The sequence below is a fragment of the Bacillus marinisedimentorum genome (assembly GCF_001644195.2).
Taxonomy (GTDB): domain Bacteria; phylum Bacillota; class Bacilli; order Bacillales; family Bacillaceae_O; genus Bacillus_BL; species Bacillus_BL marinisedimentorum.
The window spans coordinates 1-24,980 of the sequence record NZ_LWBL02000027.1 but is presented as its reverse complement, the minus strand read 5'-3'; the positions used below and the strand labels follow the sequence as shown (position 1 = coordinate 24,980).

The following is a 24,980-nucleotide window of genomic DNA, read 5'->3' as shown; positions in this document are numbered from 1 at the left end:
TCGGCAGACTAAAGGAGAGTGACGATAAAGTGAGCGTATCAAGAGAGGAAGCCTTACATATTCATCGAGTAAATAAGGGGAAACTTAGTTCACAGCCTAAAGTGCCGGTACGGAATGCCAGGGATTTAAGCCTTGCTTATTCTCCAGGAGTTGCTGAACCGTGCAAAGAAATCTATGACGACAAAAGCAAAGTATATGAATATACGATGAAAGGAAACACTGTTGCAGTCATTTCCAACGGAACAGCAGTGCTTGGCCTTGGTAACATCGGTGCAGAAGCTTCACTGCCGGTAATGGAAGGAAAGGCCGTATTATTTAAAAGTTTTGCCGGCGTTGATTCGTTTCCGGTATGCCTGGATACGAACGACGTGGATGAAATTATCAATATCGTCAAACGGCTGGAACCGACTTTCGGCGGCATCAACCTTGAAGATATAGCTGCGCCGAAATGTTTTCAAATCGAAGAACAGCTGAAAAAAGAAATGAACATCCCTGTTTTCCATGATGATCAGCACGGCACTGCCATCGTAACTGTTGCAGGCCTTGTCAATGCCTTGAAGCTTAGCGGGAAATCGATGTCGGAAATCAAAGTGGTTGCCAACGGCGCTGGTGCTGCAGGCATTGCCATCATCAAACTTTTATACCGTTTCGGTGTACGGGACATCATCATGTGCGACACAAAAGGGGCAATCTATGAAGGGCGTCCTTACGGGATGAATGAAGTGAAGGAAGAAGTCGCGAAGTTTACGAATAAAGATAAAGCAGAGGGAACGCTGCGGGATGTGATCAAAGGTGCCGATGTGTTCATAGGTGTATCTGTTGAGGGCGCATTGACAAAGGAAATGGTCCGTTCAATGAATGAAAACCCCGTCATTTTTGCGATGGCGAATCCTGTACCGGAAATTATGCCGGAAGATGCCAGGGAAGCTGGGGCAAGTGTGATTGGAACCGGCCGGTCGGACTTCCCTAATCAGGTGAATAACGTGCTTGCTTTTCCGGGGATTTTCCGCGGTGCGCTGGATGCCAGGGCAACCCATATCAATGAGGAAATGAAAGTGGCAGCGGTCAATGCAATTGCAGGGCTGGTATCGGCTGGCGAATTGTCGCCTGAATATGTCATCCCCGCTCCGTTTGACCCCCGTGTTGCACCTGCAGTCGCTGCAGCGGTCGCGAAAGCTGCAATGGAAACAGGGGTCGCACGCATTGAGGTCGATCCGGAAGAAATTGCTGCAAAAACGCGCCGCCTTGCAATGATTGAGGAAGAATAGTCTGTTCACCTGTAAAATTGAATTCAAAAGCGGAGTGATCTTGTGACGGTCCGAGAAAACAAAGTGTATCTGGAAATATTGAAAAAAATCAGGTCGATCATCGAAGAAGATCAACTTATTCCGGGGGACAGGCTTCCATCAGAACGTGAATTATCCGAGCGCCTTCAAGCAGGGCGCTCTTCCGTTAGGGAGGCGCTTAGGGCCCTTGAATTGCTCGGCTTGATTGAAACGAGGCGCGGGGAAGGGACGTTCATCCGGGACAGCGGCGAAAACCAGCTGGTCGAATTAATTGGGACGTTCATCCTTCAGAGCGAACCGGTAAAACGGGATTTGTCTGAGACAAGAAGGCTGCTGGAATTCGCAGCCGTTCATAAAATCTGTGGTTCTAAGAATGCAGGATTGCCCGGAGAAATGAGGACAATTCTTGATGACACAGCCGGGAAACTTCTGCCAACAGATGAGAATCGTTTTCATTACTTGCTTATTGAGGCAGCGAATAACCGCTTATTAAAAAGAATATTTAGGACGATAATGGAATATACAAGTACGTATAGCTCCAATGAATACAGCGGAGACCCGCAGGCATACCGTGAATTCCTTGATGCACTTTCAAAACGGGATGCACATGCTGCATTCGATATACTTGAGAACAAGATCCATCCTCGATCCGCCGGAAACGCATAAAATGTCGAGATGGCTGCGACATATTTTTACACTATGTCCGGAGGGATTACAATACAGTAAACGTAAGGCTTGTTTAATGGTGGCTATGTTAATGCACAATTGTTGATGTTGTTGATTGGGCTGCAAGCGAGCGCCTGCAGCGGAAATCAAGAGCCGTGTTTAACACAGCCTAATGGATAGAAAGGGAGGGGCCGCATTTGCTCAGAGATTTATTCACCAAGAAAAAACGATATGCTTCAGTACCGTCAGAAAAAGGAAAGCAGGATGTGCCTGCCGGCTTGATGACTAAATGCCCGCGCTGCAAAAAGATCATGTACACGAAAGAACTCTATAAAAACTTGAAAGTCTGCGATTCATGCGGTTATCACTTCCCGATGACCGCATTTGAACGGATTGACAGCCTCTTTGACGAAAATAGTTTCAAAGAATATGACAGCTCAATCACATCTGCCAATCCGCTTGGTTTTCCTGAGTATGAAGAAAAGCTGGAGAAGGACCGGCAAAAGACAGGTTTGAATGAAGCTGTTGTAACCGGAGAAGGGACGATAGCCGGATACCGGACTGCTGTTGCTGTAATGGATTCCTCCTTCAGGATGGGAAGTATGGGATCGGCAGTGGGGGAGAAAATCACCAGGGCAATCGAAAAAGCGGACGAACAGAATATTCCATTCATCATTTTCACAGCTTCAGGGGGCGCCAGAATGCAAGAGGGTGTGTTAAGCCTCATGCAAATGGCTAAAACAAGTGCGGCCTTAAAGCGGCTGAGCGGACATGCGGGATTAATCATCAGCATAATGACCCATCCAACAACAGGAGGGGTTTCTGCAAGTTTTGCATCCCTCGGAGATTATAATTTTGCGGAACCAGGCGCGTTAATTGGATTTGCCGGCCGCAGGATCATCGAGCAGACGATCCGCGAAGATTTACCGGAAGATTTCCAGACGGCAGAGTTCCTGCTGAAACACGGACAGCTCGATAAAGTAATCGGCCGCAGCGATATGAAGGAAACGCTGGCTGCTGTCCTGGACATCCACCAGGCGGAGGTGACATTGACGTGACAAATGAGTTGGAATTCGAACAGCCGATATCGGAATTGAGAAATAAAATAAAAGAACTTCGGGAATTTACGGCCGATCGTGATATCGATCTTTCAGATGAAATTGAAAAGCTTGAAGCAAGGCTGGCCAGGCTTGAGAATGATATATATGGAAATATGAAGCCCTGGGACAGGGTGCAGCTTGCCCGCCATCCTCAACGGCCGACAACCCTTGATTACATCGATAAACTTTTTACGGATTTTATCGAGCTGCACGGTGACCGCTATTATGCGGACGATGAAGCGATTGTAGGGGGAATCGGGAAATTCCGCGGGGTGCCGGTTACAGTGATCGGCCATCAGCGCGGAAAAGACACAAAAGAAAACATCCGCCGCAATTTCGGAATGCCGCACCCAGAAGGCTACCGGAAAGCGCTCCGCCTGATGAAGCAGGCTGAAAAGTTTAACAGGCCCGTCATCACATTCATAGACACGAAAGGCGCCTATCCCGGTAAAGCGGCAGAAGAGCGGGGGCAAAGCGAGGCCATTGCACGGAACCTGTTTGAAATGGCAGGATTGGCTGTTCCGGTCATCTGCATTGTCATTGGTGAAGGCGGAAGCGGAGGCGCGCTGGGCCTTGGCGTTGGAGACCGGATTTATATGCTTGAAAACTCTACGTATTCCGTCATATCCCCCGAAGGTGCTGCAGCATTGCTCTGGAAAGATGCCGGTCAGGCGAAAAGGGCTGCTGAAACAATGAGGATAACTGCGCCTGACCTTGCGGAACTGGGTGTAATAGACGGCATCATTCCTGAAGTGAAAGGCGGAGCACAAAAAGATATTGAGCAACAGGCTGAAAATATAAGCAGTGTTATAGAACAGTCTTTGGATAAATTGATAAAAATGGATAATAAATCCCTTTTGGAAGAACGGTACAATAAATACAAAACGATCGGACAATTTGAGTTTGTAACCGATACCATTGGGGTAAAATAAGGAAACGTGTCCCCTGCATCCTATCAGGGGGCGCGTTTTTCCGCTTTTTTTGTCAAGGTTTGTCTATTGTTTCAAAAAAATCTTCATGATATTTTATAAAGACAAATGCACATATAGAGGTGAAACGAATGAAAAAAATTGGTGTTCTGACAAGCGGCGGTGATTCGCCGGGTATGAACGCAGCCATTCGGGCTGTCGTGAGAAAAGCGATTTTCCATGATATCGAAGTATACGGCATATATTATGGCTATCAGGGCTTGATAAATGGTGATATCGAAAAGCTTGACCTCGGTTCAGTCGGTGATATCATCCACCGCGGGGGGACAAAGCTTTATACAGCCCGCTGTGAAGATTTCAAAACAAAAGAAGGACAGCTTAAGGGAATCGAGCAGCTCAAGAAGTTCGGCATTGAAGGACTTGTTGTCGTCGGCGGAGATGGTTCCTTCAGAGGTGCTGAAAAGCTGACAGAACATGGTTTCCCATGCATTGGCGTACCGGGGACAATTGATAATGACATTCCTGGAACCGACTTTACGATTGGATTTGATACAGCTTTGAATACGGTGATTAACGCCATTGATAAAATCAGGGATACGGCTACTTCACATGAACGTACATACGTAGTAGAAGTAATGGGAAGAAATGCCGGGGATATCGCATTGTGGTCAGGACTGGCCGATGGTGCCGAAACGATTCTTATTCCCGAAATCGACTATGATATGGATGAAGTCGTCGCCCGTTTGAACCGCGGACATGAACGCGGGAAACGCCACAGTATCATCCTTCTTGCAGAAGGTGTAGGCAGCGGGGTGGAATTCGGTAAAAAAGTTGAGGAGGCGACGCAGTTTGAGACCCGTGTAACTGTTCTGGGCCATATCCAGCGCGGGGGCAGCCCTTCCGCATTTGACCGGGTTCTTGCAAGCCGGCTCGGCGCAAAGGCTGTTGAACTTCTTTTAGATGGAAAAGCAGGACGCATGGTCGGTATCCAGAATAACAGCCTTGTAGACCATGGTATTTCTGAAGCATTGTCAATGACTCATAAGATCGATGAAAGAATGTACAAGCTTTCCCAGGAATTATCCATTTAATCTGGGGATGCTGGGAACGATTTCATAGAAAATAGTCAGTAGGAGGAAGACGTAATGCGCAAAACAAAAATAGTTTGTACGATCGGGCCGGCCAGTGAGAGTGTCGAAAAGCTCACTCAGTTAATGGAAGCCGGCATGAATGTTTGCCGCCTCAACTTTTCCCATGGGAATCATGAAGAGCATGCTGCACGGATCAAAAATATTCGGGAAGCGGCAGCGAAGCTCGGGAAAACAGTCGCCATTCTCCTCGACACAAAAGGGCCGGAAATCCGAACACATAACTTTGTGAACGGATCGGCGGAATTGATTGAAGGCAGCGAAGTGGTCATCTCCATGGAAGAAGTGGAAGGCACAGCTGAAAAGTTTTCAGTAACGTATCAAGGCCTGGCCGACGATGTGCATCCCGGTTCGAAGATTTTGCTGGATGACGGTCTTATAGGACTGGAAGTCCTTCAGGTTGAACAGGGAGAAATCCGTGCGCGGGTACTGAATAACGGTATGATAAAAAACAAAAAGGGCGTCAACGTGCCTGGTGTCAGTGTGAACCTGCCGGGAATCACCGAAAAAGATGCAAATGACATTCTGTTCGGCATCGAACAGGGGGTTGATTTCATTGCCGCGTCATTTGTCCGAAGGACGTCGGATGTTCTTGAAATCAGGGAACTGCTCGAAGAAAATAATGCTACACATATCCAGATTATCCCTAAAATCGAAAACCAGGAAGGCGTCGACAATATCGCTGAAATTCTGGAGATTTCTGACGGCCTTATGGTGGCCCGCGGTGATCTGGGCGTTGAAATTCCCGCTGAAGTTGTTCCGCTTGTCCAAAAGGACCTCATCAAAAGGTGCAACGCTCTTGGCAAGCCGGTTATCACTGCAACACAGATGCTTGATTCCATGCAGCGAAATCCGCGTCCAACCCGTGCGGAAGCCAGTGACGTAGCGAATGCGATTTTTGATGGTACAGATGCCATCATGCTTTCCGGTGAAACAGCCGCGGGAGACTATCCTGTTGAGTCCGTGCAAACGATGCATAACATCGCTTCCCGCACAGAAACGGCTCTCCAGCATAAGAAACTGCTCAGAAGCACAAGTGAACAAACTGGCAATACAATGACCGAAGCAATTAGCCAGTCTGTTGCGCATACTGCACTGAACTTGAATGCTACTGCAATTGTTGCCCCTACTGAAAGCGGCTTTACAGCGCGGATGATTTCCAAATACCGTCCGAAAGCTCCGATTGTGGCTGTTACTTCCAATGACTTTGTCGCAAGGAGGCTTTCCCTTGTATGGGGTGTGACGGCACAGCTCAGCAAGCCTGCAGCCCATACCGATGAAATGCTGGAAATTGCCGTTCAGCAGGCACTTGAAAGCACTCTTGTAAAACACGGAGACCTGGTAGTCATCACTGCGGGTGTGCCGGTCGGTGAATCAGGCACAACCAACATGATGAAGATCCATGTCGTCGGTGACGTCCTTGCGAAAGGACAGGGAATTGGACAGAAGACTGCCTATGGAAAAGTGGTTGTCGCAAATAACGCCGAAGATGCGCAAGCCAAGATGACAGAGGGGTCCATCCTTGTCACCAATTCAACTGATCGTGACATGATGCCTGCAATCGAAAAAGCAGCAGCCATCATCACGGAAGAAGGCGGATTGACAAGCCACGCGGCAGTAGTCGGCGTCAGTCTCGGAATCCCTGTTGTCGTTGGTGTGCAAAATGCCGTTTCACTCGTAGATGACGGAGATGAAGTGACGGTTGACAGTTCGCGCGGATTTATTTACAGCGGACACGCGAGTGTTTTATAATAGCGTTAACCCGAAAGAGAGAAGGGCCGGCCCTTCTCTCTTTTTTTACAATCAGGGCGGCCGTTTTGAAAAAAGGACGGACGGCATCAATTAAACAATTCCTTCGGCGGTAAACCGGCGGAAATTGAGGAGAGAAACATGTTCAGATATATACTCGCTTTTATCATAATCGTCCCTGCACTCGAAATATGGCTTCTTGTACTTGCAGGAAACAAAATCGGACCGATTCCAACCGTGCTTCTAATCATATTGACCGGTTTTCTCGGTGCATGGCTTGCCAGGCGCCAGGGCCTTGAAACGCTTCAGAAAGCCCAGCTGGAAATGCAGTCATACCAGCTGCCCGGCGACCGGATCCTGGATGGCATAATGATCCTTGTCGGGGGCGTTGTGCTTTTGACCCCCGGTTTCATTACAGATGCCATCGGTTTTTTCCTGCTTTTCCCGCAAAGCAGATCGCTCGTTAAGCCGTTTCTCATTAGGTGGCTGCGCAACATGATGAACAATGGCAACATCACCTTTTACCGAAGATGGTAGAAAAAAGCCGTATCCCGCACTGGCGGAGATACGGTTTTTTTCGTTGTTAAGCGGGCGCCTTGCGCATTTCTTACTCCCTTAGTTCTTTGTTTTTTGCCGTGATAAACAGCCAGAGGTCATGGAAGACATTTGCTTCATGCAGCGTTTTGATAATGACAAGCAGCACGGGTCCTATGATGAGTCCAAGGAAACCGAAGACTTTGAAACCGGCAAACAGTGCGATCAAGGTTGCCAGGGGATCGAGGCCGATGGATGAGGACAGGACTTTGGGCTCCATCACCTGGCGTTGTATGACGACCACTGCGTATAAAATGGAAAGGCCGATTGTAAGCGTATATTGGCCGGAAATGAACGCATATATAATCCATGGGACAAAGATTGCACCAGTTCCCAGGTATGGAAGCAGGTCAACCAGGCCAATAATAAGTGCGATCGTGATCGCATAGTCAACCCTTAATATCAGCAGACCTATAAGTACAATGACCGCTGTGATTGAAATGAGTGTAAGTTGTGCACGTATAAAACCGAAAAGCGCTTTTTTTAAGTCATTTATGACGGAAGCGGAGCTCTCATGGACTTTTTCAGGGATAAGTCTGCGTGTTAGGCCGTTCAAGCGACTCCAGTCTTTAGTGATGAAAAATGCCGCAAGCAGGGAAAAAACGATAACGGTTGCCGCATTCGGCAGCCAGGCGAACAAGTCAGGAATGCTTTCAAGGAAAGCCCGAAGCCAGCCGCTGACAGTAGATGCGATATTCGTTCCGGCATTCTGGATGTTTTCAACAATTGTGCCTTTCTGATTCGTGTCAAGTTTGTCGAACATGATTGCCAGCTGGTTGTATAAAGGAATGATTTGAGCTGTGAAAAATTCCTCGAAGTAACGGACAAGCCGCTCAAAATGTTCAGGCACAACCTTTGCCAGATAGTTCGATCCGTTAATGATTTCGGCGACAAGAAGTGTGATCAGCCCTGCAATCAGGCCGATGACGAGTATCAAAGCCACCAGGACAGCAAGCGCACGCGGCATCTTGCCCCTGCGCTCCATGAGCTGGACGAGCGGATTGATCATCATAGCAATCAGAAGGCCGATGATGAATGGGTATGTCACTTTCGAAACCATGAACAGCACTATGAATGTAAGAGTAAGTGCAATAACAACAAATAAAAACCGTAAGATCGTAGATATGTATTCGGTCAATTCCCTCATCCCTTCAAAGATAAAATTAACGGGTAATATTCGGATGTTATGTTATGTGCTTTAACTGCAGACGGACAGGGCAGGGGCAGCTGCTTTACTATATTTTACATGGTAGTGCGTCCGATGGAAAGCGGCCTTTGTATTTTGCATCCACGTTTGTGGCTGCACGCACAGTTGGACAGGCTTCCCGCTCTTCTGAATTTGGTGAGCGTGATAGTTATGTGATAGGATGATAATTGTGTAGGAGAGCAGGAAGGATGTCAGCTTTGTTTTCACAGGCAACGTTATTTTTAATTATATTGCTCATTATTGGATTAATTGCCAAAAATCAGTCGCTCGTTATTGCAATAGCAGTCCTGCTGGGTCTTAAAGCGACCGGGCTGGATGTAAAGACGTTCCCTTATATACAAACGAAAGGCATCTTTTGGGGAGTCACGGTCATTACGATTGCAGTACTTGTGCCGATCGCAACAGGTGAAATCGGTTTTAAGCAGCTTGGCGAAGCATTGAAATCATACTATGCCTGGATCGCTCTTGCTTCCGGCATTTTCGTCGCTATGATTGCTAAGAACGGACTTGAGCTCCTTGCAAATGACCCTCACATAACAGCCGCCCTCGTTTTCGGAACGATTCTTGCTGTGGCGCTGTTCCAGGGAGTTGCGGTAGGTCCTCTCATTGGGGCCGGAATAGCGTATATGGCGATGAAAATTGTAGAAATTTTCAGCTGAAAAAAGCAAGCAATACAAAATGTTAAACGCTTTCCATTCACAAAAATCTGATAATTGTTTATAATAGAAATGTATTTGTGTCCTATTTGCTTCGATTTTTCTTAAGATTTCAAATGCAGTTTATTATTTTAAAATATAAACTATAAAATTTGTGCGCAAAAGGGGAGATATGAATGACAGTAACACGTGGACTAGAAGGGGTAGTTGCAACAACTTCATCAATCAGCTCAATTATCGATGACCAGCTTACATATGTAGGCTATAACATTGATGACCTGGCGGAAAATGCAAGCTTTGAAGAAGTCATCTACTTGCTCTGGAACAGAAAGCTTCCGAACAGGTCCGAATTGGACGAGCTGAAAAAAGAGCTAATGGATAACATGGCTGTTCCTCAGGAAGTCATCAATCATTTCAAATCTTATGATGTAACAAAAGTCCACCCTATGGCTGCATTGCGGACAGCCGTATCGATGCTTGGCCTGTTTGATGAAGAGGCTGATGTAATGGACGAGCAGGCAAACTACCGGAAAGCGATTCGCCTGCAGGCGAAAATACCTACTATTGTTACCGCTTTCTCAAGGATCCGTGCGGGGGAAGAGCCGATTGGGCCGCGCAGCGACTATAGTTTTGCGGCAAACTTCCTGTATATGCTGACAGGGGAAGAGCCTGCGGATATCGCTGTTGAAGCATTCAATAAAGCGCTTGTCCTGCATGCCGACCATGAGCTGAACGCATCGACATTTACAGGCCGTGTCGCAGTTGCCACCCTTTCTGATGTTTATTCAGGTGTCACAGCGGCTATCGGCGCACTGAAAGGACCTCTGCACGGGGGTGCAAATGAGCGTGTCATGAAGATGCTCACTGAAATCGGTTCCGTGGACAATGCAGGGCCTTATATTCAGAACAAGCTTGACAATAAAGAAAAAATCATGGGCTTCGGCCACCGTGTTTACCAGAATGGCGACCCGCGCGCCAAGCATTTAAAGAAAATGTCCAAAGAACTTGGCGAACTGAACGGCGACACCAAATGGTATGACATGTCAGTGAAGGTGGAAGAGCTCGTTACCGGCCAGAAGAACCTGCCGCCGAATGTCGACTTCTTTTCTGCATCAACTTACCATATGCTCGGCATCGACCATGACCTGTTCACGCCGATTTTTGCGATCAGCCGTGTTTCAGGCTGGCTTGCCCACATCCTGGAACAGTATGAAAATAACCGCCTGATCCGTCCTCGTGCTGAATATACCGGCCCGGGACATCAGAAGTATGTACCGATGGATCAGAGAGGCTAAACCAGGATTATACTGGTTAAATGAGCAAAATCCTATTTCAAAATAGATAACCTGGCATCTTCAATAGGTACGCACGCCAGGTTATCATTTTGGAAAAACATAACAGGGAGGCCATCTCCCTTTTCTTTTTTTGCAAAAAAATTTAAAATTAAAAATGAATTCTTTATAGGGGGTAATTAACTTGGCAAACGGAGAAAAAATTTCAGTCAGCAATGGAGTCCTTAATGTTCCGAATAACCCGATCATCCCATTTATCGAAGGCGACGGTACAGGACCTGATATTTGGGCAGCTGCATCACGTGTGCTTGAAGCAGCGGTAGATAAAGCATATAACGGCGAAAAAAGCATTGCCTGGAAAGAAGTATATGCAGGAGAAAAAGCGTATAACAAAACCGGTGAGTGGCTGCCTGAGGAAACACTTGATGTAATAAGGGAATACATAATCGCTATCAAAGGTCCGCTGACAACACCGGTGGGCGGCGGAATCCGTTCTTTGAACGTGGCACTCCGCCAGGAGCTTGACCTGTTCACATGCCTGCGCCCTGTCCGTTATTTCACAGGTGTGCCTTCACCGGTCAAGAAACCTGAAGACACGGATATGGTTATTTTCCGTGAAAACACAGAAGATATTTACGCTGGTATCGAGTACCAGAAAGGCACACCTGATGTCAAAAAGGTGATTGACTTCCTGCAAAACGAAATGGGTGTTAAAAACATCCGCTTCCCTGAAACATCCGGTATCGGCATCAAGCCTGTATCTGAAGAAGGAACGAAGCGCCTTGTCCGTGCAGCGATCAATTATGCGATCACTGAAGGACGAAAGAGCGTTACGCTTGTCCATAAAGGAAACATCATGAAATTCACAGAAGGCGCATTTAAAAACTGGGGTTATGAAGTGGCGCAGGAAGAGTTTGGCGATAAAGTGTTCACTTGGGCAGAATATGACCGTATCGTAGAGGATAAAGGGCGAGACGCTGCAAACCTTGCCCAGGAAGAAGCTGAGAAGGCAGGCAAAATCATTGTTAAAGATGCCATCGCGGACATCTTCCTGCAGCAAATCCTGACACGTCCGCGTGAATTTGATGTTGTGGCGACCATGAACCTTAACGGTGACTACATTTCAGATGCACTTGCAGCTCAGGTCGGCGGTATCGGCATCGCCCCTGGAGCTAACATCAATTATGAAACAGGCCATGCGATCTTCGAAGCAACACACGGCACTGCACCGAAATATGCAGGCCTTGATAAAGTAAATCCATCCTCAGTCATCTTGTCAGGCGTCCTGATGCTCGAGCACCTTGGCTGGTATGAAGCCGCACAAAAAGTAATCAAATCCATGGAAAAAACTATTGCAAGCAAAGTTGTGACGTATGACTTCGCCCGTTTAATGGAAGGGGCAACAGAAGTAAAAGCTTCCGAATTTGGAGACGAATTGATCAAAAACATGGATTAACCTCAAGTTGTGTGTTCTAAGGAGGGGGGAAACCGCACCAGGATGGTTTTTCCCCCTCTTGACGATTTACATAAAAAGGAATGGGGGAAACAAGGATGAGTATCAAACGAAGAAAAGTATCAGTTATCGGCGGCGGTTTCACAGGGGCTACAACTGCACTAATGATTGCTCAAAAAGAATTGGCTGATGTCGTGCTGGTTGATATCCCTGATATGGAAAATCCGACAAAAGGCAAAGCGCTGGATATGCTCGAAGCAAGCCCGGTACAGGGGTTTGATGCAAATGTTACCGGTACGGCTGACTATGCGGACACAGCCGGTTCGGATATTGTCGTGATAACAGCGGGGATTGCCAGAAAGCCAGGCATGAGCCGTGATGACCTTGTATCAACAAACGCGAAAATCATGAAGAGTGTCACACAGGAAATTGTAAAACACTCTCCTGATTGTTATATTATCGTTTTGACAAATCCTGTTGATGCAATGACTTATACTGTTTTCAAAGAATCCGGCTTCCCGAAAAACCGGGTAATCGGCCAATCAGGTGTGCTTGATACTGCCCGTTTCCGTACATTTATCGCACAGGAGCTCAATCTGTCAGTCAAAGATGTGACAGGCTTTGTCCTTGGCGGCCATGGTGATGATATGGTGCCGCTCGTGCGTTATTCCTATGCAGGCGGGATCCCGCTTGAAAAGTTGATTCCAAGTGAACGCCTTGATGAAATTGTGGAACGCACCCGCAAAGGCGGAGGTGAAATTGTAAACCTGCTGGGTAACGGCAGCGCATATTATGCTCCAGCTGCATCTCTCGTTCAGATGGTTGAAGCGGTCCTTAAAGATCAGCGCCGTGTCCTTCCAGCGATCGCTTACCTTGAAGGGGAATACGGTCATGAAGGGATTTATCTCGGTGTTCCGACCATTCTAGGCGGGGACGGACTTGAAGAAATCATTGAGCTTGACCTTCTGGAAGATGAGAAAGCTGCTCTTTCCAAGTCTGTTGATTCCGTCAAAAACGTCATGAAAGTACTTAACCAATAATCCAAAAGTGTAAGAAAGGATTCAGGCCTTTAAGGCCTGAATCCTTTCTTACCAGGAACTTGTAAACGGTTTCATTTGATTGAAGGGGTGATCGAACCATGTTACTTGGAAAAAAAAGAAAGCTGGGGAGAAGTATAGACCGTATTTCGATTGGGGAAAAACTTACGCTAACGGAAAAGATAGAAGACAAGGATTTGCTTTTATATCTCGGATTGACAAATGATGCGAATCCGCTGTACATCCAGCATGACTATGCATCACAGACGCCGTACGAGAAGCCGATTGTTCCGGCCGCGATGCTGACCGGCATCGTGACGTCAGCTATTTCAAAGTATCTTCCGGGACCGGGGAGCCATGTGCTGAAGCAGAACCTTTCTTTTCCAAAGCCGGTTTACCACTATGCTCTAATGGAATTGCACTTCGAAGTGAAAGATATCCGCCACCCGGAGCATCTCATCGTTTTATCTGTTAATGCAGTTGATGAAGAAGGAGATACAGTGCTTGAAGGAGAAATGGATGTTTGTCCTCCGTACCGCCTGAAATCATTGAACACAGCTACAATGGATAACTTTTAAAAGAAGGGGACACCCTTCTTTTTTTGTTTTTTTTTCGATTCCGTCCCTCATCCCCTCCGGTCGCGCTACGGTGTCTTCTTTGCCGTGAGGTGGCCGGGGATCTCCTCGGCTCAGTGCCTATAAACTAGCTGAAAGAAAAAATTCAGGCACGGAATTGCGATTTCCGTGCCTATAAATGAGAGAAAGCTGACAATACAGGCACTGAACCAAATTCAGTGGTCTGCACTCAATCCCAAACCATTTTCCGCCTGCGGGCTCTCTCCTGTTCGTTCTCCCAGGGCATGCCTCCCGCTTCATTCCGCTCAGTTATTTTACATAAGACCGTTAAATTCGTGTTGGGAAAAGCAAGGATATTTGATTATAAGAGATGCTGATGAACTGTTCCTTCGGAAATAAGTTAATCCTCACTCCCTTGACTGAATTGGTTAGTTTCTTCGGAGCATTTCTTTCAGAAAAGATTATAAAATCTTTGTGTAAAAGAATTTTCATAGTATCATTAGGAGAAAAGAATACTAAAGCAGATGTCATAGCCGGCATGGAGAGAAGGTGCTGTCGTTACAGTTTCCTCATCCAGGGCTGTTTTCGGCATACTGCTATAGAGAGGCTTGTTAAGTCATACTGTTGACTTTAATGTGCGGTCTGGAATAGCGGATTATCGATTTAGCACTTAAAGAGGCAAGGCAATAAGCCTGCACTTTTCAAACCGCATTGTTTTTGCCGGAAACACAGAGGGCATCCCATCTGTGCAAGTGCTGAGGTGAATTTACTCAACTGAGGAATCGATCTGATAAAACCAGGCGGAAAACATAAACAACAGGGTTTAACATAGCACGGAAGAAAGATAATGAAGGGGCCTTCATCATAAACCGCGAACAGGAGTGAAGGATAACGATGCACAAAAAGTTACTGGTTGTTGACGATGAAGAATCAATTGTCACCCTGCTGCAGTATAATTTGGAACAGGCGGGTTACGAAGTTGAAACGGCGTATGATGGGCAGCAGGCCCTTGAGTATGCCTTGAAAAATGATTATGATTTGATTGTGCTTGATTTGATGCTTCCCCAGATGGACGGGATGGATGTTCTGAAAAGCCTTCGCCAGCAGAAGATAGATACACCGGTCCTTATGCTTACCGCAAAGGACGATGAATTTGATAAAGTGCTGGGTCTCGAACTGGGAGCGGATGACTATATGACGAAGCCATTCAGTCCGCGTGAGGTTACAGCAAGGGTGAAGGCGATTTTAAGGCGCATTCAGCCTGCAAGGGAAACTGCCGGGGGGACCGGGGAACCAAGAAAAAACGAAGAAGACATCCGGATCGGTTCATTGCGCGTGCTGCCTGAGTTTTATGAAGCGTATTCGGGAGAAGATCAGCTGGAACTGACGCCGAAAGAGTTTGAACTTCTCGTGTATCTGGCCCGTAACCTGGGCCGGGTGCTGAGCAGGGACCAGTTGTTGAGTTCCGTCTGGAATTATGACTTTGCAGGGGATACCCGGATCGTTGATGTGCATATAAGCCATCTCAGGGAGAAAATCGAACCAAACTCACGTAAGCCGGTATACATAAAGACCATCAGGGGACTCGGTTATAAGATGGAAGAGCCGAAGGAACATGAATAACCGGTTTAAAAACCGTCTGGTTACAGCTCTTGGCCTGTTGATCGTGATTGTCCTGGCCGGACTGATTTTTCTCCTTGGTGAGCTGTTCAAGAGCTTCTATATCAACACATTTACAGAACGGATGGAAAGGGAGGCGAGCTTAATATCCTCCCTTGTTGATGAAAATGGTGCCGGGAATCTGGATTCAAAACTTGAAACATACAGCGGAAATCTTGGAGTCAGTATAACAATCATTGGTCCTGATGGTGACATTATGGCAAGCTCAGAAACAGCAGTTGATGAAGTCTTGCTTGAAATGGAAGAATTCAGAGAGATTATACATGACGGCAATGCCCGATTTGAATCGTTTTCTGTCATTAGTGAAGAAAACGGGATGTTTTACTATGCTTATCCGATTTTAAAAGAACAATCCCTTGAAAATTATGTTGTATTGGGCCTTGCTGCTGCTTCATTTGAAAATTTCACAAATAAAATATGGGGAATCCTCATATCAAGTCTGGGGCTTGCATTTATTATCATTTTCACTACAGGATACCGTATCACGAAGCGGTATACTGAACCGATAGAGTCCGCAGCCAATGTAGCGATGGAGCTTGCCCGGGGGAATTACAGTGCAAGGACATATGAGGATAAATATACCGAAACAAGCATGCTGAGCAGGTCGGTCAATATTTTGGCTGTTAATCTTCAAAAAATGACCACTGCCCGGGAAATGCAGCAAAGCCGGTTAAAAGCGATTATCGACTCAATGGGAAGCGGGCTGCTTTTAATTGATGAACGGGGGTACATTAACCTGGTAAACCGTGTATACCAGGAACTTTTTGAAATCAAATCGAAAGATCTGGTCTATCAATTATATTATGAAGCAATTCCATATAAAGAAATTGGCACGATTGTCGAGGATGTTTTCTTGACTGAAGACCGTGTGAGGAAGCAAATGACGATTCCGCTTAATATAGAGCAGAGGAACTTTGAAGTGTACGGGGCGCCGATTATGGGAGCGAATCAGGAATGGAAAGGGGTTCTCCTCGTATTTCATGATATAACTGAGTTGAAGCGCCTTGAGCAGATGCGTAAGGACTTCGTAGCAAATGTATCTCATGAACTCCGGACACCTATCACTTCTATCCGCGGGTTCAGTGAAACGCTGCTTGACGGGGCGTTGAATGATCCTGAAGCAACCAGGCAGTTTTTGACGATCATCCATAAAGAAAGTGAACGCCTCCAAAATCTGATAAATGATTTGCTTGATCTGTCCAAAATCGAACAGCAGCAATTCAAGCTTGTAACATCGGAAGTGGATATTGTGGAATTGCTTCGTGAAGTTATTCTGATTGTCGATTCGAAAGCAAGGGAAAAAGGCATTGACCTGCAGTTTAATGACACCAGCGGGCAAATCCTCATTACCGGGGATGTACACAGGCTAAAGCAGGTTTTCATCAACCTCATCAGCAACGGAATCAATTATACCCGTCCAGGGGGAAAAGTTGAAGTGACTGCCGCTGAGAAAAACGGCATGGTTGAAGTTGTTGTTGCGGATACAGGAATTGGCATATCAGAGGAAGAATTTCCACGCATTTTTGAAAGGTTTTACCGGGTGGATAAGGCGCGCAGCAGAAACTCGGGCGGAACCGGGCTTGGCCTTGCGATTGTCAAGCATCTCGTTGAAGCACATGAAGGGAAAATCACTGTGGAAAGTTCCCCGGGCAAGGGCACAGCATTCACCGTACACCTGAAAAAATAACCGGATTTACAATTCTTTTACAAGGGCTTAAATAGCGCTTAATGATATCCTGTTACGATATTGGTGTATGAAAGACCCCTTCATCAAAGTAAGGAAAGCTTTTTCCTTCACGGGAACAATTTGTTCCCGTCCTTTTTTTGTGCATTTTATGTATATTTCCCCTTGAGGGCCGCCGGATTTCCGGCGGCCCTTGTATGTATGGGCGGACAGGAAATGACGTTTTGAAATATTATTGAAATGATACAGAAAAGAACGTCATATTATGGTAAAGTTATTATATGTGCTGGAACCTTTTAAAGGTTCGTTCGTATATTACTAGAGACATACATAGGGAAAGAGGGGAAGCGCATGTTTACCATGAAGCGCTTGTTTGCCATTGCCGGACTTGTCGTTCTTATTGTAATAGCCGGTATAGTGGGACTGACAAGCTGGTACACCGTAGATGAGTCTGAACAGGCGGTTATTCTCACGTTTGGTGAAGTTCAGGAAGGGATCAGTCAACCCGGTCTGCACTTTAAGCTGCCGTGGCCGTTACAGACCGTTGAAACTCTGTCAAAAGAAACATTCAGCCTGCAATTCGGCTATGAAGAGGAAGATGGGAAAGTCGTAAGGGAATATCCAGAAGATACGAAAATGATCACCGGCGATGAGAACATTGTCATGGCCGACCTGGTCGTCCAGTGGAAGATCGTAGAACCGGAAAAGTTTTTATTTGCAGCAGACGATCCGCGGCAAGTTTTATACAATGCCACGTCTTCATCATTAAGGGGCATTATCGGAAGCTCTAAAATAGATGAAGCGCTGACTACTGGAAAGGCGGATATCGAGAAGGAAGTCTATGAACTGCTGACCAATCTCATTGAGAAGTATGACCTTGGCGTTTCAATTCTTGCAGTCAAGCTTCAGGACGTCGAACTTCCGAACAAGGAAGTCAGGACAGCGTTCACGAAAGTTACCGATGCGCGGGAAACGATGAATACGAAAGTCAATGAAGCCCAGAAGTATGCGAATAAACGGAACGAGGAAGCGCAAGGTGAGAAGGACGCTATCATTTCACGGGCTGAAGGGGATAAGGCAGCCCGTATTGAAAAGGCACGTGGGGATGTAGCGAAATTCAATGCACTTTACACCGAATATCAGAACAATGAAGACGTCACCGAGAGACGTCTCATTCTCGAAACGCTTGATCAAGTCCTTCCAAATGCAGAACTGTATATTATGAGGGAAGACGGGAATACGGTGAAGTATTTGCCGCTCCGTCCGCTTGACTCGCAGCAGCAGGCTCCGGTACCGCGTGAAGAGGAAGAGGAAGAAGGTGACGGCAATGGCAGATGATAAAATCATTAACATGAGTGAGAAAAGGTATGACGGAGATTGGCGTAATTTTGTTAAAGGCGGAATCTTCCTTATCATTTTGATCATTATCATCGGCATCATCATTGCCAATATGTTTATCGTCAAAGAAGGGGAGTACAGGGTAGTGCGGCAATTCGGCGAAGTGGTGCGTATCGAATCGACACCAGGCCTGAATTTCAAAATCCCATTCGTCCAATCAGTATCCACGCTGAACAAAAAGCAAATGATTTATGATGTCGAAGAAGCTGAAATCAACACCCGTGATAAAAAGCGGATGATTATCGATAACTATGCGGTATGGAAAATTGATGAGCCGAAGAAAATGATATCTAATGCCAGGACAGTCGAAAATGCGGAGGCTAAAATGGCCGAATTTATTTTCTCCGTTGTCCGTGCCGAGCTTGGCCAATTAAACTACGACGAAATCATCAATGATGAAAAGTCGTCACGCGGAAGCCTGAATGACAGGGTGAAAGACCGGGTCAACAAGATGCTGGCCCGTGACAACTACGGCATATCCGTTATCGATGTCAGAATGAAGCGGATTGACCTGCCGGATGAAAATGAACAATCCGTATTCAAGCGGATGATTTCAGAACGTGAATCCAAGGCCCAGGAATACCTGTCAATGGGTGATGCCCAAAAGAACCGCGTCATCGCCAAAACGGACCAAGAAGTGACCGAAATGCTCGCGAAGGCAGAAGCACAGGCAGAAACTATCCGTGCTGAAGGTGAAGGGGAAGCTGCTAAAATCTATAATAGCGCGTACGGAAAAGATCCGACTTTTTACGGATTTTACCGTACACTTGAGTCGTACAAAACGACAATTGACGGCCAGACGATGATCATATTGCCTGCCGACTCTCCATATGCGTCACTGCTTATGGGCGGTGTGGAGGAAGACGAAGAATAAAAATAGTACGCTAAACGTAAGTGGTTCCGAATCATATGGAGAACAATAGAAATAGTATAGAAATCGAGTATAAAACCGCATAGGATTTATACTCGATTTTTTGTTGGCATGAAATTTTGTACAGGGCGGGTTCGATAATCATTTCCAAGCTTTAAGGAACATTTCAGAAGAATAGGTGATTTACGGAGGGTAAGAATATAAATGGCCTTTATCGATTTAAAGGTCAGTAGTGCGTAAGCAGGAACGGATGTCGCACTTATGCCCGTGGTAAAAGCGAGCTCCTGCTGCTGATATCATCTCCCTGTTTTAAAATGCAATATATACGAGATTTATTCCATTAAAATGCTTTAAATGGAGGTAAGCATCTTTAAAAAATTATACCCTGCCATGAGCTCTTTCACATGCTGTGTACTATATGATTTAAGGTGTAAATATCAATGTTATTTTAATTTTTTACCTGCACCAACTCAACTGCGTATGATAAGCACCGCTTTTTTCCCTTATCATTTTGAAAATGATAGAATGGAGGGGACAGCGGCGTTTTTTGTTTTTATACAGCTGCTTCTTCCCGGGTGGAATCAATCTATCTTGAAGAATGCCGAAGAGAACGGCGTGACATAATGAAATGGAAAAACTGAAAGCTTTACATAGAAAAGACGGAGGAGGAAATCTTTTTGAGTAAAAAAGTAGTATTGATTGACGGAAACAGCATTGCATACAGGGCTTTTTTTGCCCTGCCGCTTTTGAATAATGATAAGGGCGTCTATACAAACGCCGTTTACGGATTTACCACCATGCTGTTGAAGGTTCTTGAAGAGGAAAGTCCGACCCATATGCTTGTTGCATTTGATGCCGGGAAAACGACTTTCCGCCATAAGACGTTTTCCGAATATAAAGGCGGGCGTCAGAAAACCCCTCCTGAATTGTCGGAACAGTTTCCTTTTCTGCGGGAGCTTCTTGATGCATTCAATATATCCAGGTACGAACTGAATGATTATGAAGCCGATGATATTATCGGAACTCTTTCAAAACAGGCACAGGAAGAAGGGTATGAAGTGAAAATCATATCCGGCGACAAAGATTTGCTTCAGCTCGTTTCTGACAATGTAACTGTCGCACTGACAAGGAAAGGCATTTCGGAAGTTGATTCCTACGATCCTGCTTTTCTTAATGAAAAGTACGGCATTACAGCAGAACAGATCATTGATATGAAAGCTTTGATGGGGGATGCTTCTGATAATATCCCGGGAGTGCCGGGGGTTGGGGAGAAAACAGCCCTCAAGTTATTGAAGCAATATAGCACAGTCGAACAAGTTCTCGATTCGATTGATGATATAAGCGGAAAGAAGCTGAAGGAACGGCTAACTGAAAATAAAGACAAAGCGCTCATGAGTAAAGAACTTGCGACAATCTTTCGTGAAGCTCCTATTGAAGTAAGCCTTGGTGATATTGCTTACAGTGGATTCAACAGAGAAGAAGCCATCCGCATTTTCAAGGAACTTGGGTTCAACTCCCTGCTTGGCAGAATTGGCGGCGAAGATAGTGATTCACAGGAAGGAGCGGAGTTCGAAGAAATTGTATTTGAGATGGCAGAAGAAGTCACCGCTGATATGCTTGCTGATGAAGTCGGCCTGATTGTTGAAGTGCTGAGCGAAAATTACCATAACGCCGAAATACTGGGGTTTGGAATCGCTCATCAAAACGGGAACTACTTTATCCCTGCCGATACCGCAATGGAGTCAGAGGACTTTATTCAATGGGCGAAAGATGAAACGAAGAAAAAAGCTGTGTTTGATGCGAAACGTGCAGTGGTTTCACTGCGGTGGAAAGGAATTGAGCTGAACGGCATCGATTTTGATATGCTGATCGCCTCCTATCTGTTGAATCCCGGTGAAGCCCATCTGGATATAGCCGATGTCGCATCGAGATACGAATCAGCCGGTGTACAGGCTGATGAAGCGGTATACGGCCGCGGGGCGAAACAGAAAATCCCCGATACAAGTGTGCTATCAGAGCATCTTGCCCGCAAAGCGGCTGCATTATTTAAGCTGAAGCCTGCGTTAATGGAAGGATTGGAAAGAAATGAGCAGGCTGAATTGTTTACCGAACTTGAGATGCCGCTGTCCCTCATTCTTGCTGAGATGGAATCAACTGGTGTAAAAGTGGATGTGAAGCGGCTTGAAAACATGGGGACTGAAATTGATGAGAGGCTGAAAGAAATTGAAGCGAAAATCCATGAACTTGCCGGGACACAGTTCAATATCAATTCACCTAAACAGCTTGGCGAAGTGCTGTTTGACAAACTGGGCCTGCCGGTTATAAAAAAGACAAAAACAGGTTACTCGACTTCTGCTGATGTGCTGGAAAAACTGCAAAACAAGCATGAAATCATTCCTGAGATCCTTCACTACCGGCAGCTTGGCAAACTGTATTCCACATATATTGAAGGGCTGCTGAAAGTTGTTTATAAGGAAACAGATAAAATCCATACGAGATTCAATCAGGCGCTGACACAAACAGGAAGGCTCAGTTCAACTGACCCCAATTTGCAGAATATCCCGATCCGGCTTGAAGAAGGCCGAAAAATCCGCCAGGTATTCGTTCCGTCTGAATCGGATTGGGTCATGTTCGCAGCGGACTATTCCCAGATCGAGCTTCGTGTGCTCGCCCATATGGCAAAGGATAAAAGCCTGATGGACGCATTTCAAAATGATCTTGATGTCCATACCAAAACGGCAATGGATGTATTTGGCGCCAGGCAAGAGGACGTCACCCCGAACATGAGGAGGCATGCAAAAGCTGTAAACTTTGGCATTGTATATGGCATCAGTGATTACGGACTTTCCCAGAGCCTTGGAATTACAAGGAAAGAAGCGGGAGAATTCATCGAAAAATATCTTGAAAGTTTCCCGGGTGTAAAAGAGTATATGACCGATATTGTCCAGGAAGCCAAGCAAAATGGATATGTGACGACCATCATGAAAAGAAGAAGATATATTCCTGATATTACAAGCCGTAATTTTAATAAAAGGAGTTTCGCGGAACGGACAGCGATGAATACGCCAATCCAGGGAAGTGCCGCCGATATCATCAAAAAAGCAATGATTGATATGGCTGAACGACTGGAAAAAGAAAACCTGAGGACACGCATGCTGCTGCAGGTCCATGACGAATTGATTTTCGAAGCACCGCAGGATGAGATTGAAACGTTAAAGAAAATTGTTCCCGAGGTTATGGAAAAGGCGGTTGATTTATCAGTGCCGCTGAAGGTGGATTATTCCTTCGGTTCAACATGGTATGACGCAAAGTAACTGCCGCACGAAAGGAGAATGACCATGCCTGAGCTTCCGGAAGTTGAAACAGTTAAGGAAACATTGAAAGAACTTGTGGTCGGAAAACAGATCGCCGGCTGTAAAGTGGCGTGGCCGAAAATGGTGAAGCACCCGGATGACGCTGAACTCTTTTGCCTGGATATAAAAGGGCAAACCATTCGGGATGTCAGGCGGAGGGGAAAGTTTTTAAAATTCATCCTTGATGATGATGTCATGCTTTCCCACTTACGGATGGAAGGGCGGTATGGCCTGTTCCGTTCCGCTGAACCGGTAGCAGCGCATACACATGCCCTTTTCACATTTACTGACGGCACGGAATTGCGGTATCAGGATGTCAGGAAGTTCGGGACGCTTCATCTTTTTAAAAAAGGCACTGAAGAGGAGCTGCCTCCTCTTTCAGGCCTGGGTCCTGAACCCCTCTCTGAAAGCTTTGCCGCTGATGACCTGGAAAGGCAGTTCCGGAAGACAAGCAGGAATGTCAAAACTGTGCTGCTTGACCAGCGGGCGGTAGCGGGGCTGGGTAATATTTATGTGGACGAGGCATTGTTCCGCGCAGGAATCATGCCGGATCGGCCTGCGGCAGGCTTGACGAAAGAGGAAGTGGAAAAGCTTCATTTAAGTATAAAAAACACTCTCAGTGAGGCAGTCGATAAAGGCGGCAGCACGGTCCGCAGTTATGTCAACACTCAGGGGAAAATCGGAATGTTCCAGCTTGAGCATTTTGTGTATGCCCGAAACGGCGAGCCGTGCCGGAATTGCGGCAAGGAAATCGAGAAGAAGACAGTAGGCGGCCGCGGCACTCATTACTGCCCGGCCTGTCAGGAGTAATCGGAAGAATGCCCGTTATTCCCGCCGGCACTATGGAAATAAGTCCGTCCTGATATTCATCGGTAAAAAACGCAGAATACACTAACATTTTACCGGTTTTGCCCATATACTATCACGTGAAATATGGGAAAGGGGCCGGAAATGATGCAAATCATCCCACTGATAATGCTCGCGTTCGCTGTCAGCCTTGATAGTTTCAACGTTGGTTTCACCTATGGAATGCGCGGTATGAAAATCCCGCACCGGTCGATTGCCATCATTGCCGTGTGCTCAGCTGCCAGCATGCTGCTTGCTATGACAGCCGGAAAAGCGGTCTCAACCATACTGTCACCAGAAACGGCAAGCCATGCGGGGGGCCTGGTTTTGATCCTCATCGGCATATGGGTCATTTACCAATTTTTCAAGCAGGAGCATTCAGACCGAGAAAACAACGGCCCGCTTGAATTCAAGTTTGAAGTGAAATCACTCGGACTTGTCATTTCAATTTTGCGAAAGCCCATGTCGGCGGATATGGACAGGTCAGGTGAAATCAGAGGAATTGAGGCAGTACTTCTGGGGACCGCTCTTGCTCTTGATGCGTTTGGAGCCGGTCTGGGAGCCGCGATGCTTGATTTTTCGCCGCTAATTACCGCTTTCCTTACTGCAGCGATGAGTTCACTGCTTGTATTGGGAGGCATGAAAACCGGTATGCGCCTGGCGAACACCGGCTTGCTGAAAAAAGTATCGCTCCTGCCCGGTTTCATCCTTATTATGCTGGGTGTATGGAGAATGTAAGGGGGTTGGATTATGGCTGTGGTCATTGGACTCACCGGCGGAATTGCCAGTGGAAAGAGCACGGTTTCGCAAATGATGCGGGAGCTCGGCCTCCCCGTCATTGATGCTGATATTGCGGCACGGACGGTCGTGGAACCGGGGCATGAAACATATAAAGAAGTTGTCGAGCATTTTGGCACTGGCATCTTGAACGAGGACAAAACGATAAATAGGGAAGCCCTTGGAAGCATCGTCTTTCATGATGAAAATGAAAGGGCGGTCCTGAATTCGATTGTGCATCCTGCTGTCCGGAAATATATGCTCTTTGAGAAGGAAGCTTACATACAAAAGGGCCATCAGGCAGTTGTGATGGATATCCCTTTGTTATTTGAAAGCAAACTGGAGAAAATGGTGGATCGGATCATTCTTGTTTATACCGATGATGACACCCAGTTGGAACGCCTGATGGAGCGGAACACCCTGTCAGAAGAAGAGGCAATGGCCCGCATTGGTTCGCAAATGCCCCTCAGCCAAAAGGTGCCGCTTGCTGATGCGGTTATTGATAACAACGGAACCATTAATGAAACAAAAACACAATTAGAGCATATTCTTGAAACCTGGGGCGTGATTTAGCCCCGGTTTTTTTAATCGCATAGGGAAGCAGTAATAGCAGATAAGGACAGCTGCGCTTCTGTCTTCGCCTTAAGGCCCGCCAATCGGCGGTTTTTTTATAGGTAAG

20 protein-coding genes and 1 pseudogene are annotated in these 24,980 nt (G+C 46.4%); 20 read left to right on the top strand and 1 reads right to left on the bottom strand.

Annotation, left to right across the window (positions count from 1 at the left end; genetic code table 11):
• Nucleotides 1–29 precede the first annotated feature (29 nt).
• From ystJ to A4U59_RS08430, 7 genes and pseudogenes are all read left to right on the top strand, one after another.
• A complete protein-coding gene (gene ystJ, locus A4U59_RS08460; RefSeq protein WP_070120529.1) occupies nucleotides 30–1,268 on the top strand; it encodes an NADP-dependent malic enzyme in 1,239 nt (412 codons plus the stop codon).
• A gap of 42 nt (nucleotides 1,269–1,310) precedes the next feature.
• Entirely contained in the window at nucleotides 1,311–1,952 is a 642-nt protein-coding gene (locus tag A4U59_RS08455) for a FadR/GntR family transcriptional regulator (protein WP_070120528.1), read from the top strand.
• Nucleotides 1,953–2,149: 197 nt separating this feature from the next.
• A pseudogene (accD, locus tag A4U59_RS08450) lies at nucleotides 2,150–3,006 on the top strand (acetyl-CoA carboxylase, carboxyltransferase subunit beta); the annotation flags it as partial.
• Nucleotides 3,007–3,984, top strand: a complete 978-nt coding sequence (gene accA, locus A4U59_RS08445) for an acetyl-CoA carboxylase carboxyl transferase subunit alpha (RefSeq protein ID WP_070120526.1) — start codon at nucleotides 3,007–3,009, stop codon at nucleotides 3,982–3,984.
• 128 nt (nucleotides 3,985–4,112) lie between these two features.
• Nucleotides 4,113–5,072, top strand: a complete 960-nt coding sequence (gene pfkA, locus A4U59_RS08440; RefSeq protein WP_070120525.1) for a 6-phosphofructokinase — start codon at nucleotides 4,113–4,115, stop codon at nucleotides 5,070–5,072.
• 54 nt (nucleotides 5,073–5,126) lie between these two features.
• The gene (gene pyk, locus A4U59_RS08435; protein ID WP_070120524.1) at nucleotides 5,127–6,881 is read left to right on the top strand and encodes a pyruvate kinase; all 1,755 of its coding nucleotides are present in this window, start codon (nucleotides 5,127–5,129) and stop codon (nucleotides 6,879–6,881) included.
• A 138-nt stretch (nucleotides 6,882–7,019) separates the two neighbouring features.
• A complete protein-coding gene (locus tag A4U59_RS08430) occupies nucleotides 7,020–7,415 on the top strand; it encodes an FxsA family protein (protein WP_070120523.1) in 396 nt (131 codons plus the stop codon).
• Between the two features lie 70 nt (nucleotides 7,416–7,485).
• Here the strand turns inward: A4U59_RS08430 and ytvI are convergent, their stop codons facing one another.
• Nucleotides 7,486–8,610: a sporulation integral membrane protein YtvI gene (gene ytvI, locus A4U59_RS08425; protein WP_245680524.1), complete on the bottom strand. Its 1,125-nt coding sequence runs from the start codon at nucleotides 8,608–8,610 to the stop codon at nucleotides 7,486–7,488.
• A gap of 266 nt (nucleotides 8,611–8,876) precedes the next feature.
• Between ytvI and A4U59_RS08420 the strand changes: the two genes are divergently transcribed.
• The 13 genes from A4U59_RS08420 (at nucleotide 8,877) to coaE (ending at nucleotide 24,874) form a co-directional block, all read left to right on the top strand.
• Nucleotides 8,877–9,338, top strand: a complete 462-nt coding sequence (locus tag A4U59_RS08420; protein ID WP_070120535.1) for a DUF441 domain-containing protein — start codon at nucleotides 8,877–8,879, stop codon at nucleotides 9,336–9,338.
• A gap of 173 nt (nucleotides 9,339–9,511) precedes the next feature.
• The gene (citZ, locus tag A4U59_RS08415; RefSeq protein WP_070120521.1) at nucleotides 9,512–10,630 is read left to right on the top strand and encodes a citrate synthase; all 1,119 of its coding nucleotides are present in this window, start codon (nucleotides 9,512–9,514) and stop codon (nucleotides 10,628–10,630) included.
• Between the two features lie 181 nt (nucleotides 10,631–10,811).
• The gene (gene icd, locus A4U59_RS08410) at nucleotides 10,812–12,083 is read left to right on the top strand and encodes an NADP-dependent isocitrate dehydrogenase (RefSeq protein ID WP_070120520.1); all 1,272 of its coding nucleotides are present in this window, start codon (nucleotides 10,812–10,814) and stop codon (nucleotides 12,081–12,083) included.
• A 95-nt stretch (nucleotides 12,084–12,178) separates the two neighbouring features.
• Nucleotides 12,179–13,120: a malate dehydrogenase gene (gene mdh, locus A4U59_RS08405; RefSeq protein WP_070120519.1), complete on the top strand. Its 942-nt coding sequence runs from the start codon at nucleotides 12,179–12,181 to the stop codon at nucleotides 13,118–13,120.
• Nucleotides 13,121–13,218: 98 nt separating this feature from the next.
• Nucleotides 13,219–13,695: a MaoC/PaaZ C-terminal domain-containing protein gene (locus tag A4U59_RS08400; protein ID WP_070120518.1), complete on the top strand. Its 477-nt coding sequence runs from the start codon at nucleotides 13,219–13,221 to the stop codon at nucleotides 13,693–13,695.
• Between the two features lie 891 nt (nucleotides 13,696–14,586).
• Nucleotides 14,587–15,315: a response regulator transcription factor gene (locus A4U59_RS08395; protein WP_070120517.1), complete on the top strand. Its 729-nt coding sequence runs from the start codon at nucleotides 14,587–14,589 to the stop codon at nucleotides 15,313–15,315.
• Nucleotides 15,308–17,059: a two-component system histidine kinase PnpS gene (gene pnpS / locus A4U59_RS08390; protein ID WP_070120516.1), complete on the top strand. Its 1,752-nt coding sequence runs from the start codon at nucleotides 15,308–15,310 to the stop codon at nucleotides 17,057–17,059. Before A4U59_RS08395 ends, pnpS begins: the two co-directional genes overlap by 8 nt.
• A 348-nt stretch (nucleotides 17,060–17,407) precedes the next feature.
• On the top strand, nucleotides 17,408–18,394 hold the full coding sequence (gene hflK, locus A4U59_RS08385; protein WP_070120515.1) for an FtsH protease activity modulator HflK: 987 nt from the start codon (nucleotides 17,408–17,410) through the stop codon (nucleotides 18,392–18,394).
• On the top strand, nucleotides 18,384–19,328 hold the full coding sequence (gene hflC / locus A4U59_RS08380) for a protease modulator HflC (protein ID WP_070120514.1): 945 nt from the start codon (nucleotides 18,384–18,386) through the stop codon (nucleotides 19,326–19,328). Before hflK ends, hflC begins: the two co-directional genes overlap by 11 nt.
• A 674-nt stretch (nucleotides 19,329–20,002) precedes the next feature.
• Complete coding sequence (polA, locus tag A4U59_RS08375) at nucleotides 20,003–22,639, top strand: DNA polymerase I (protein ID WP_070120513.1); 2,637 nt, start codon at nucleotides 20,003–20,005, stop codon at nucleotides 22,637–22,639.
• A 24-nt stretch (nucleotides 22,640–22,663) separates the two neighbouring features.
• Nucleotides 22,664–23,488, top strand: a complete 825-nt coding sequence (gene mutM, locus A4U59_RS08370) for a DNA-formamidopyrimidine glycosylase (protein WP_070120512.1) — start codon at nucleotides 22,664–22,666, stop codon at nucleotides 23,486–23,488.
• 141 nt (nucleotides 23,489–23,629) lie between these two features.
• Entirely contained in the window at nucleotides 23,630–24,262 is a 633-nt protein-coding gene (ytaF, locus tag A4U59_RS08365; protein WP_070120511.1) for a sporulation membrane protein YtaF, read from the top strand.
• Nucleotides 24,263–24,274: 12 nt separating this feature from the next.
• The gene (gene coaE / locus A4U59_RS08360; protein WP_070120510.1) at nucleotides 24,275–24,874 is read left to right on the top strand and encodes a dephospho-CoA kinase; all 600 of its coding nucleotides are present in this window, start codon (nucleotides 24,275–24,277) and stop codon (nucleotides 24,872–24,874) included.
• Nucleotides 24,875–24,980 lie beyond the last annotated feature (106 nt).

What these genes read in the sequence shown, in the direction of transcription:
- pfkA (WP_070120525.1), top strand. Translation starts at nt 4,113, where the DNA reads ATGAAAAAAATTGGTGTTCTGACAAGCGGCGGTGATTCGCCGGGTATG.
- pyk (WP_070120524.1), top strand. Translation starts at nt 5,127, where the DNA reads ATGCGCAAAACAAAAATAGTTTGTACGATCGGGCCGGCCAGTGAGAGT.
- A4U59_RS08430 (WP_070120523.1), top strand. Translation starts at nt 7,020, where the DNA reads ATGTTCAGATATATACTCGCTTTTATCATAATCGTCCCTGCACTCGAA.
- citZ (WP_070120521.1), top strand. Translation starts at nt 9,512, where the DNA reads ATGACAGTAACACGTGGACTAGAAGGGGTAGTTGCAACAACTTCATCA.
- mdh (WP_070120519.1), top strand. Translation starts at nt 12,179, where the DNA reads ATGAGTATCAAACGAAGAAAAGTATCAGTTATCGGCGGCGGTTTCACA.
- A4U59_RS08400 (WP_070120518.1), top strand. Translation starts at nt 13,219, where the DNA reads ATGTTACTTGGAAAAAAAAGAAAGCTGGGGAGAAGTATAGACCGTATT.
- A4U59_RS08395 (WP_070120517.1), top strand. Translation starts at nt 14,587, where the DNA reads ATGCACAAAAAGTTACTGGTTGTTGACGATGAAGAATCAATTGTCACC.
- pnpS (WP_070120516.1), top strand. Translation starts at nt 15,308, where the DNA reads ATGAATAACCGGTTTAAAAACCGTCTGGTTACAGCTCTTGGCCTGTTG.
- hflK (WP_070120515.1), top strand. Translation starts at nt 17,408, where the DNA reads ATGTTTACCATGAAGCGCTTGTTTGCCATTGCCGGACTTGTCGTTCTT.
- hflC (WP_070120514.1), top strand. Translation starts at nt 18,384, where the DNA reads ATGGCAGATGATAAAATCATTAACATGAGTGAGAAAAGGTATGACGGA.
- mutM (WP_070120512.1), top strand. Translation starts at nt 22,664, where the DNA reads ATGCCTGAGCTTCCGGAAGTTGAAACAGTTAAGGAAACATTGAAAGAA.
- ytaF (WP_070120511.1), top strand. Translation starts at nt 23,630, where the DNA reads ATGATGCAAATCATCCCACTGATAATGCTCGCGTTCGCTGTCAGCCTT.
- coaE (WP_070120510.1), top strand. Translation starts at nt 24,275, where the DNA reads ATGGCTGTGGTCATTGGACTCACCGGCGGAATTGCCAGTGGAAAGAGC.